Annotated in this window: 1 pseudogene; it reads left to right on the forward strand. The window is 73.2% G+C overall.

Annotated elements, in window-relative coordinates:
* Window positions 1-313: 313 nt before the first annotated feature.
* A pseudogene (locus ACFY12_RS35225) lies at window positions 314-11,833 on the forward strand (type I polyketide synthase); the annotation flags it as partial.
* Between the last annotated feature and the right edge of the window lie 181 nt (window positions 11,834-12,014).

Here is a 12,014-nt window from a genome sequence, read left to right on the forward strand (position 1 = left end):
GGGTGCGGTGGAGTTTTTGCGGCGGCGTGGTCTGGGGTTGTTGGCGCCGGGGGTGGCGGTGGCGGCGTTGGGTCGGGCTGTGGGGTGTGGGGATGTGGCGGTGACGGTGGCGGATGTGGACTGGGGGCGTTTCGTGCCTGCGTTCACCTCCTCGCGTACCAGCCCGCTCCTCACCGAACTCCCCGAGGCCAAATCCCTGTTGGAGGTGGACGGGCGGCAGCAGGACGGCGCCGGTCCGGTGGGGGTGGGCTCCGGACTCGCCGACCAGCTGGCCGGTCTGCCGGAGGCCGAGGCCGACCGGCTGCTCGTCGAACTCGTGCGCGCCCAGGCCGCCGCCGTCCTGGGACACACCTCCCTCGACGCCGTCCAGCCGGACCGCGCGTTCAAGGACCTCGGCTTCGACTCGCTCACCGCCGTCGAACTCCGGGACGTGCTGGGCGCCCGCACGGGACTCCGGCTGCCTGCCACCCTCGTCTTCGACCACCCCACCCCGGCCGCGCTCGCCGCTCAGCTCCGTACCGAGGTACTGGGCGACCGGGGCGCCGGGGCGGCACTCGCCGTACGGACCGCACGGACGCAAGCGGCACTCACCGAGGACGAACCCATCGCCGTCGTGTCCATGAGCTGCCGCTACGCCGGTGGCGTCCACTCGCCCGAGGACCTGTGGCGCCTGGTGCTGGCGGGTGAGGACGCGGTATCCGGCTTCCCCGCCGACCGGGGCTGGGACACCGCCACCCTCTTCGGGACCGATCCCGGAGAGCAGGGCTCGGTGTCCGTCCGCGAAGGCGCCTTCCTAGACGGCGTCTCGGAGTTCGACGCGGGCTTCTTCGGGATCTCGCCGCGCGAGGCGCTGGCCATGGACCCGCAGCAGCGGCTGCTGCTGGAAATCTCGTGGGAGGCGTTCGAACGGGCCGGTATCGACCCGGTCTCCGCCCGTGGCACCCGGACCGGCGCCTTCATCGGCACCAACACCCACGACTACATGAACCTGCTGCTCGGCTCGGCCGAGGACCTGGAGGGCCACCTCGCCACCGGCAACGCGGCGAGCGTCGTCAGCGGCCGTCTCGCCTACGCCTTCGGACTGGAAGGCCCCGCCGTCTCGGTGGACACGGCGTGTTCTTCCTCGCTGGTGGCCCTGCACCTGGCGGTGCAGTCGCTGCGCCGTGGCGAGAGCGAGCTGGCGCTGGCCGGCGGTGTGACGGTGATGGCCACGCCGGGCACGTTCGTGGAGTTCAGCCGTCAGCGCGGGCTGTCGGCGGACGGCCGTTGCAAGGCGTTCGCGGAGGCCGCGGACGGCACGGGCTGGGGCGAGGGCGCCGGCGTCCTCGTCCTGGAACGCCTCTCCGACGCCCGGCGCAACGGCCACCCGGTCCTCGCCGTGATCCGTGGCTCCGCCACCAACCAGGACGGTGCGAGCAACGGCCTCACCGCTCCCAACGGCCCGGCCCAGCAGCGCGTCATCCGCGCAGCCCTGGAGGATGCGGGCCTGGCCACGGGCGAGGTGGACGTGGTGGAGGCCCATGGCACGGGTACCCGGCTGGGTGACCCGATCGAGGCCCAGGCGCTGCTGGCGACGTATGGGCGGGGGCGGGAGGCGGACCGGCCGCTGTGGCTGGGTTCGGTGAAGTCCAACATCGGCCACACGCAGGCCGCCGCCGGTGTCGCGGGCGTCATCAAGATGGTGATGGCGATGCGGGCGGGCGTTCTGCCGCGCACCTTGCATGTGGATGCGCCGTCCTCGCATGTGGACTGGTCGGCGGGTGCAGTCGAGCTGCTGACCCAGGAGCAGACGTGGGAGCCGGCCGGGGAGCGGCCGCGCCGGGCGGGTGTGTCGTCGTTCGGTATGAGTGGCACCAATGCGCACGTGGTTCTGGAGCAGGCGCCTGAGCCGGTGGCTGGGGCTGGTGGTGGCGTGGGTCGGGTTGGGGTTGTGGGTGGTGTGGTGCCGTGGGTGGTGTCGGGGAAGTCGGAGGGGGCGTTGCGGGGGCAGGCCGAACGGCTCTCCACCCGGTCCGCCGGCCTTGGTGACCATGAACTCGCTGATGTGGGTTGGTCGTTGGTGTCGTCGCGGTCGGTGTTTGAGCATCGGGCGGTGGTGGTGGGTGCGGGCCGTGAGGAGTTGCTGGCGGGGTTGTCGGTGGTGGCTGGGGGTGCGCCTGGTGGGGGAGTGGTGTCGGGGGTTGCCTCGGGTGCTGGGCGGGTGGCGTTGGTGTTTCCGGGGCAGGGGTCGCAGTGGGTGGGGATGGCGGTGGAGTTGTTGGATTGTGCTCCGGTGTTTGCGGCGCGGTTGGGTGAGTGCGCCGACGCGCTCGCCCCCTACACCGACTGGGATCTGCTGTCCGTGCTGCGCGGTACGGAGGGTGCGCCCTCCCTCGACCGCGTGGACGTGGTCCAGCCCGTCCTGTTCGCCGTGATGGTCTCCCTGGCCGAGCTGTGGCGTTCGTACGGGGTGATGCCGGATGCGGTGATCGGGCATTCGCAGGGGGAGATCGCGGCCGCCGCGGTGGCGGGGGCGCTCTCGCTCGACGATGCGGCCCGCGTGGTGACCCTGCGCAGCAAGGCCCTCCTTGCCCTGGCGGGTGAGGGTGGGATGGTTTCCGTCGCTGCGTCGCTGGCGGATGTGGAGGCGCGGATCGCTGCTTGGGGTGGGCGGGTTGGTGTTGCGGCGGTGAATGGTCCGGCGGCTGTGGTGGTCTCCGGTGAGCCCGATGTCCTGGACGAGCTTGTGGCTGCTTGTGAGGCGGATGGTGTCCGTGCCCGCCGTGTCCCCGTCGACTATGCCTCGCACAGCGTTCAGGTCGAGAGCATTCGCGGCGAGCTTCTTGACGTGCTGGCTCCGATCACCCCGCGCCACGCTGAGGTGGGTTTCTTCTCGACCGTTACCGGTGAGTGGGTCGGCGGTGAGGAGTTGGACGCCGAGTACTGGTACAGCAACCTCCGTCGGACCGTTCAACTACAGCAAACTGTCGAGGCGTTGGCGGCTGAAGGATTCGGTACGTTCATCGAGGTGTCGGCGCATCCGGTCCTCACCATGGCCATCGGTGACACCCTGGAGGCATCGGGTTACGGCGAGGCCCGTGCTCTGGGGTCTCTGCGTCGTGATGAGGGTGGCATGGACCGCTTCCTGCTCTCTCTCGGCGAGGCGTACGTCCATGGCGTGGCGGTCGACTGGTCCCCGTATTTCGTAGGCGCCCGCTGCATCGACCTCCCCACCTACGCCTTCCAACACGAGACCTACTGGCCCCGACCTGCCACCACCGGCGGTGACCCCTCGACGCTGGGGCTCGCCGCGTCCGGGCACCCGCTGCTCGGTGCGGCGGTGGCGCCGGCCGACGGGGACGGGCTCGTGCTGACTGGGCGACTGTCGCTGTCCACGCACCCCTGGCTCGCCGACCACGCGGTGCGTGGCACGGTGCTGCTGCCCGGAACCGCCTTCGTCGAGCTGGCCGTTCACGCGGGCGATCAGGTCGGCTGTGACCTGGTGGAGGAGCTGACCTTGCACGCGCCGCTGGTGCTGCCGGAGTCCGGCGGTGTGCAGCTCCAGGTGGTCGTCGGCGGTCCCGGTGAGTCGGGGCGCCGCGAGGTGGCCGTGTACGGGCGGCCCGAGCACGGCGATGCGCCGTGGGCGCGTCACGCGACAGGCGCGCTGACGGCCGCGGCTGCCGAGCCCGCCGTCGAGTCCCTGGCGCAGTGGCCGCCCCGTGACGCGCGGTCCGTCGAACTCGGCGGAAAGTACGAGGAGCTGGCCGCTGCCGGTTACGGATACGGTGCCGCTTTCCAGGGGCTGCGTGCCGTGTGGACGCGCGGCGCGGAGGTCTTCGCCGAGGTGGAGCTGCCCGAGCGGGAGGCCGCGAACGCGGGGGTCTTCGGTCTGCACCCGGCCCTGCTGGACGCGGCCCTGCATGCCCTCGGGGACGGTGAGTTCATCGACGAAGGTCCCGACGGCGGCCCCGATGGCGGCCCTGACGACGGCCCCGATGGCGGCCGGACGTGGCTGCCGTTCGCCTGGCAGGGGGTGTCGCTGCTGGCGTCCGGCGCCGCCGCGCTGCGGGTGCGGCTGAGCCCTGCCGGGCAGAACGCCGTCGCCGTCCTGGCGGCCGACGCCACCGGCGCCCCGGTGCTGGCGGTGGAATCGCTCGCGCTGCAGCCCGTCACCGACAGTGGTCCGGCGGCGGCCGGGGACCCGGCGGCCGGGCACCGCGACGACCTGTTCCACCTGCGGTGGACCCCGGTCCCGACGGAGGACACGGAGGACTCCGACGCGCGGCGCTACGCGGTCCTCAGCCCTGACCTGCTCGGCACGGACCTGCTCAGCCCTGACCTGCTCGGCACGGACTTCCCCGGCACGGATCTGCGCGGCACTCCCCTCTTCACCTTCACCACCCTCGACTCCCTGGCCCATCACCTCGAAACCGGCGACGCCCCCCTCGACGCCGTGCTGCTGCCCTGCCCCGCCCCGCTCCCGGCCGACGCGGACGCCATCCGTACGCATACCGGGCGGGTACTCGCCCTCGTACAGCAGTGGCTGGCCGACGAGCGGTTCGCGGCCCTGCGGCTGGCGGTGCTGACGCGCGGCGCGGTCGCCGCGGGGCCGGGCGAGACGGCCGAAGGGTGGGCGCAGGCGCCGGTGTGGGGTCTGCTGCGCTCGGCGCAGTCCGAGCACCCCGACCGGTTCCTGCTGCTGGACGTGGACGAGCACGCCGGCTCCTGGGCCGCCGTCGGCACGGCGGTCGCCGCCGCCGTGGCCCAGGGCGAACCGCAGCTGGCGGTGCGCTCGGGGACCGTACTGGCGCCGCGGCTGGCCCGCGGGGCGCAGTCGCTGTCCGTACCGTCCGGCGCGCGCGCCTGGCGTCTGGAGACCACCGGCGAGCGGACCGTGGAGAGCCTGCGGCTGCTGCCCTGCCCCGAGGCGGAGCGGGAGCTCGCCGAGGGCGAGATCCGGGTCGGGGTCCGCGCCGCGGGCCTGAACTTCCGCGATGCGCTGATCGCCCTGGGCATGTACCCGGGCAGCGCCCTCATGGGCGGCGAGGCGGCCGGTGTCGTCCTGGAGACCGGTCCCGGCGTGGCCGATCTGCGGTCCGGCGACCGGGTCATGGGCCTGTTCGGCGGCGCACTGGGCACCGTGGCGGTGACCGACCGCCGCCTGGTGGTGCCCATGCCCGAGGGCTGGTCCTTCCAGCGGGCGGCCTCCGTACCGGTGGTGTTCGCCACCGCGTACTACGGCCTGTTCGACCTGGGCGGGCTGCGCGGCACCGACTCGGTGCTGGTGCACGCGGCCGCCGGCGGCGTCGGTATGGCCGCGGTGCAGCTGGCCCGGCAGGCGGGCGCCGAGGTATTCGGCACCGCGAGCACCGGCAAGCACGGGGCGCTGCGCGCGCTGGGGCTGGACGAGGCGCACATCGCCGACTCGCGGACCCTCGGCTTCGAGCAGCGGTTCCGCGAGGCCACCGGCGGCCGCGGCATGGACGTCGTACTCGACGCGCTGGCCGGGGACTTCGTGGACGCCTCGCTGCGGCTGCTGCCGCGCGGCGGCCGCTTCATAGAGATGGGCAAGACGGATATTCGCGACGCCGAGCAGGTCGCACGGGAGTACCCGGGCGTGCGCTACCGCGCCTTCGACCTGAACGAGGCCGGGCCCGACCGGCTGCAGGAGATCCTCCGGACGCTGCTGGCCATGTTCGAGTCGGGGGCGCTGGAGCCGCTGCCGACCCGGGTATGGGATGTCCGGCAGGCGCCGGAGGCGTTCCGCTTCATCAGCCAGGCGCGGCACATCGGGAAGAACGTCCTGGACGTCCCGCGGCCGCTCGACCCCGAGGGCACGGTCCTGATCACCGGTGGCACCGGCACCCTCGGCGCCCGGGCCGCCCGGCACCTGGTCGCCGAGCACGGCGTACGGCATCTGCTGCTGCTCAGCCGCAGCGGCCCGGCGGCCCCCGCGGCCGACGAACTCGTGGCGGAACTCGCCGAGTCGGGCGCCCGGGCCCGCGTCCTCGCCTGTGACGCGGCCGACCGTGACGCCCTGGCCGCCGCCCTCGCCGGTATCCCCGCCGAGCACCCGCTGACCGGCGTGGTGCACACCGCGGGCGTCCTGGACGACGGCGTACTGGCCTCCCTCGACGCCGGACAGCTGGAGCGCGTACTACGGCCCAAGGTCGACGCCGCGCTGCATCTGCACGAGCTCACCCGCGACCTGGACCTGGACCTGGCGCTGTTCGTCCTGTACTCGGGCGCGGCCGGCACGTTCGGCACCGCGGGGCAGGGCAACTACGCGGCCGCCAACACCTTCCTGGACGCGCTCGCCGCCCACCGCCGCTCCCTCGGCCTGCCCGCCGTCTCCCTCGCCTGGGGCCTGTGGGACGAGGCCAGCGGCATGACCGGACACCTCGGCGACGCCGATCTGTCGCGGATGTCCCGCGGCGGCATGACCCCGCTCACCACCGCACAGGGCATGGCGCTCTTCGACGCCGCCGGGCGGACCGGCGATGCCCTGCTGGTCCCCGCCCGCCTGGACCCCAACGCCCTGCGCAACGCCGCGGGTACCAACCCGGCCCTGCTGCGCGGACTCGTACGGCCCGCCGCCCGGCGCATCGCACGCACCGCCGCCGCGGCCGGCGCCGACGGCCTCAAGGCCAGGCTGCTGGCCCTGCCCGGGGCCGAACGCACCCACCACCTCCAGGAGTTGGTGCGCGTCCACGCCGCCACGGTGCTCGGCCACGATGCCCCGGACTTCGTCGAAGCCACCCGCGCCTTCAAGGACCTGGGCTTCGACTCGCTGACCGCCGTGGAACTCCGCAACCGGCTCAATGCCGCCACCGGGCTGCGGCTGCCGGCCACCCTCGTCTTCGACCACCCCACCCCGCAGGCACTCGCCCGTCACCTGCGTACGGAACTGCTCGGCGACGAGGACGAGCCGGCCGCCCTGGGCACCGCGCCCACCACCCGTTCCCAGGCGCCCGCGCCGGCGTCGGACGGCGGCGACGAGCCGATCGCCATCGTCGCCATGGGCTGCCGCTACCCCGGCGGCGTGCGCTCGCCCGAGGACCTGTGGTCCGTGCTCATGGACGGCGCCGACGTCGTCTCCCCGTTCCCCGGGGACCGCGGCTGGGACCTGACCGCCCTCTACGACCCCGAGCCCGGACGGCCCGGCACCTGCTACGCCCGCGAGGGCGGCTTCCTTCAGGACGCCGACCGGTTCGATGCCGAGTTCTTCGGGATCTCCCCGCGCGAGGCACTCGCCATGGACCCCCAGCAGCGGCTCCTCCTGGAGACCGCATGGGAGGTCTTCGAACGCGGCGGCATCACCCCCGAGACCCTGCGCGGCAGCCGCACCGGCGTCTTCGTCGGCGCGGCGTCCTCCGGTTACGGCATCGGAGCCGACCCCGACGGGCTGGAGAGCCATCTGATGACGGGCAGCACCATGTCCGTCGCCTCCGGCCGCCTCGCCTACGCCTTCGGCCTGGAGGGCCCGGCTGTCACTGTCGACACGGCCTGCTCGTCCTCCCTGGTCGCGCTGCACCTGGCCGTGCGGTCGCTGCGCAGTGGCGAGTGCACCACCGCACTGGTCGGCGGGGTCACCGTGATGCCCACCCCGGGCGTCCTGCTGGCCTTCAGTCAGAACCGGGGCCTGTCGGCGGACGGCCGCTGCAAGGCGTTCGCGGACGCCGCGGACGGCACCGGACTGGCCGAAGGCGTCGGCCTCCTCCTCGTCGAGCGCCTGTCGGACGCCGTACGCAACGGCCACGAGGTGCTCGCGGTGGTCCGCGGTTCGGCCATCAACCAGGACGGTGCCAGCAACGGACTGACCGCCCCCAACGGCCAGTCACAGCAGCGGGTGATCCGCGCCGCGCTGGAGGACGCCGGTCTCACGGCGGGCGATGTGGACGTGGTGGAGGCGCACGGCACCGGCACCCGCCTCGGCGACCCCATCGAGGCCCACGCCCTGCTGTCCACCTACGGCAGCGATCGGCCCGCCGAACAGCCCCTGCTGTTGGGCTCGGTGAAGTCCAACATCGGTCACACGCAGGCCGCCGCCGGTGTCGCGGGCGTCATCAAGACGGTGATGGCGATGCGGGCGGGCGTTCTGCCGCGCACCTTGCATGTGGATGCGCCGTCCTCGCATGTGGACTGGTCGGCGGGTGCGGTGGAGCTGCTGACCGAGGCCCGCGACTGGCCGGAGACGGGCGGACGCCCGCGCCGTGCCGCGGTCTCGTCCTTCGGCATCTCCGGCACCAACGCCCACACCATCGTCGAGCAGGCGCCCCCTGCACCCACTCCCACACCCGCACTCGCACCCGCACCGGAACCCTCGCGGGACGCGGACCGTACGGTGGTGTGGCCGGTCTCGGCCCGCGACGACCAGGCCCTGCGCGACCAGGCCCGCAACCTTCTGACCGCCCTGCGCGACCGCGATCAGGCGAGCCCGGCCGACCTCGCCGCCTCACTCGCCACCACGCGCACGGCCTTCGCCCACCGCGGTGCGGTCGTGGGCACCGACCGCGAGGAACTGCTCGCCGGCCTCACCGCACTCGCCGATTCCGCCCCCGCGCCGAACGTGCTGCGGGGCAGCGTACGGGGTGGCCGTATGGCGGTGTTGTTCACTGGACAGGGTGCGCAGCGGGTGGGGATGGGGCGGGAGTTGTATGCCTGTTTCCCGGTTTTTGCGGATGCCTTTGACGCGGTGTGTGCGGAGCTGGATGCGCATCTCGAGCGGCCGTTGCGTGAGGTGGTGTTCGAGGACGCGGAGGCGCTGGATCGGACGGAGTTCACGCAGCCCGCGCTGTTCGCGGTGGAGGTGGCGTTGTTCCGTCTCGTCGAGTCGTGGGGTGTGCGGCCGGACTTCGTGGCCGGGCATTCGGTGGGTGAGTTGGTGGCGGCTCATGTGGCCGGGGTGTTCGGGTTGGTGGATGCGGCGCGGTTGGTGGCGGCGCGTGGGCGGTTGATGCAGGCGTTGCCGTTTGGTGGGGCGATGGTGTCCCTGGCCGTCTCGGAGGATGAGGTCCGTGCCGAGCTGGAGGGTCGTGCGGAGGTGTCGGTCGCGGCGGTCAACGGTCCGGATTCTGTGGTGGTTTCGGGTGATGAGGCGGCCGTATTGGAGGTTGCCGAGGGGTTCGCGGCTCGTGGTGTGAAGACCAAGCGGCTGCGGGTCAGTCATGCGTTCCATTCGCCGTTGATGGACGGGATGCTGGAGGACTTCCGTCAGGTGGCGGCAGGTCTGTCGTACGAGGTCCCGTCGTTGTCGGTGGTCTCCAATGTCACGGGTGAGCTGGCGTCGGCGGAGGAGCTGTGCGACCCCGACTACTGGGTTCGTCATGTCCGTGAGGCGGTGCGTTTCGCCGACGGTATCCGTACGCTGGAGCGTGAAGGCGTGGGGGCCTTCCTTGAGTTGGGGCCGGATGGCGTACTGACGGCGATGGCCCGGGACTGCCTGTCGGGCGACTCGGCCGCCGTGTTGGTCCCGTCCCTGCGCCGTGACCGTCCCGAGGAGTCGGCGGCGGTGACTGCCCTCGCCCAGCTGCACGTCACAGGTGTGCGGGTGGACTGGGAGGCGTTCTTCGCCGGTACGGGCGCCCGCCGGGTGGAGCTGCCCACGTACGCCTTCCAGCGGCAGCGCTACTGGCTGGCACCCGTGTCCTCCGAGGCGACGCAGGCCGGGCGGGCGGACGATACGGACGCCCGCTTCTGGGAGGCGGTGGAGAACGAGGACCTGGAACGTCTGGCCGAGGCGCTGGAACTCGACGAGGGTGCGGTGGGGACGGTGCTGCCGGCCCTGTCCGCCTGGCGGCGGCAGAGCCTTACGAAGGCCACGCTGGACTCCTGGCGCTACCAGGTCTCCTGGCAGCGGTTCGGCGGCGACGGCGAGGCCCGGCTGTCCGGCCGCTGGCTGCTCGTCTCGTACGGCTCCGGACAGGCCCCGTCCGTCGCCGAGGAGTTGGCCCGGGCGCTGGCCCGGCACGGGGCGGCCCCTGTGCCGCTGGTCCTCGACCCGGCCGGGCCAGACCGCGCCGCACTGGCCGGGCTGCTGGCAGCCGCCGTCGCCGACGGGCCGGTGGCCGGGGCCGTGTCGCTGCTGGACGTCACCCGCTCCGGCGGGGGCCCCGCCTCGGCGGCTGGTGTGGTGGCGACCATGACGCTGTTCCAGGCGCTGGCGGACGCCGGGGTCGACGCGCCGCTGTGGTGCCTGACCCAGGGCGCCGTCGCGGTCGGCGGTGGGGACCGGGTGACCTCCCCGACGCAGGCGATGACCTGGGGCTTCGGGCGGATCGCCGCCCTGGAGTCACCGGAGCGCTGGGGCGGCCTGATCGATCTGCCGTCCACCGTGGACGAGCGCACGGGCGACCGTCTGGCCGCCGTAGTGGCCCGCGGTACGGACGAGGATCAGGTCGCCATCCGGTCCTCGGGGGTCTATCTGCGCAGGCTCGTACGGGCCACGGCGGGGGAGGGGCGAGCCCGCCGCACCTGGCGTCCGCGCGGCACTGTGCTGATCACCGGCGGCACCGGAGCGCTCGGCGGACATGTCGCCCGCTGGCTGGCGCGCAACGGGGCCGAGCACCTGGTGCTCACCAGCCGCCGCGGCACCGAGGCGCCGGGCGCCGACGACCTGACGGCCGAGCTGCTGGAGCTCGGCACCAAGGTCACCGTCGCTGCCTGCGACGCAGCCGACCGAGAGGCGTTGGCCCGGGTCATCGGCCAGGTGCCAGCCGAGTACCCGCTGACGGCGGTGGTCCATGCGGCGGGCATCGGCCAGTACGGCCCTCTCTCCGATCTCGCCCCGCAGACCGTCGAAGAGGTCGTCGCCGCCAAGGCGGACGGCGCCGCCCACCTCGACGACCTGCTCGCCGACACCGAGCTGGACGCGTTTGTGCTGTTCTCCTCGATCTCCGGCGTGTGGGGCAGTGGCCGGCAGTCCGCGTACGGGGCGGCCAACGCCTACCTGGACGCGCTCGCCGAACAGCGGCGCGCCCGTGGCCTGACCGCCACCGCCGTGGCCTGGGGCCCCTGGGCCGACGGCGGCATGGCGGCCGACGACGAGGCCGTCGCCATGCTCCGGCGCCGCGGGCTGCCGCCCATGGCGCCGGAGCTGGGCCTGGCCGCCCTCCAGCAGGCACTCGACCACGACGACACCGCGGTGGCGGTCGCCGACGTCGACTGGCAGCGGTTCGCCCCCGCGTACGCGGCCGCCCGGCCCCGGCCGCTGCTGGCCGAGGTGCCCGAGGCGGCCCGGGCCCTGGCCACTCCCGAGGGCCCGGCCGAGGCCGGGGCGGGCACGGAGACCACCGGCCTGGCCCGGCGCCTGGACGGGCTGACCGGAGCCGAGCGGGACAAGGCGCTGCTGAACGCGGTGCGCACCCATGTGGCCGCGGTTCTCGGCCACGCCTCCGCCACCGCGGTGGACGCCGAACGCGCCTTCAAGGACCTCGGGTTCGACTCGCTGATGGCGGTGGAGCTGCGGAACCGGCTGGCCGCGGACGCCGGCATCCGGCTGTCGGCCACCGCCGTCTTCGACTACCCGACGGCCCAGGAGCTCGCCGCCCATCTGCACAGCGAGCTCTTCGGTACGCGGAACGACGACGGCACGCCGCTGCTGGACGAACTGGCCAGGCTCGAAGCGGTTCTGGAGGCTGCTGCGACACAGGTTCAGGGCGGCCCTGAGGACGCTGTCCCGGACGAGGCCGCCCTGGACGCGATCGGCGACCGGCTCAAGGGACTCCTGGCCAAGTGGCAGGACATGAGAGGGGCAATGGTGGAAGTGGAAATGGAAGTGGAACAGGACCTGGAGTCGGCGACGGACGACGAGCTCTTCGACTTCATCGACAGCAAGTTCCGTCCGTCGTAGGGCGTGGGGAGCCGGGACGGGGGATGGGCGGAGCGGTGGCGAGGTCGGGAATGCCCCGCATTGTTCCGTATCCCGCCGCCCCCTGTCCCCTCCCCTCCCCCTCCGCCCGAAACGCCGATCCGCATGCCCCGTCCTCGTAACCCGCCTCCCGCACCGCCCACGAACCGCCAGGACAGGTGAG

The sequence above is a fragment of the Streptomyces sp. NPDC001339 genome (genome assembly GCF_042895955.1).
In the GTDB taxonomy this organism is placed as follows: domain Bacteria; phylum Actinomycetota; class Actinomycetes; order Streptomycetales; family Streptomycetaceae; genus Streptomyces.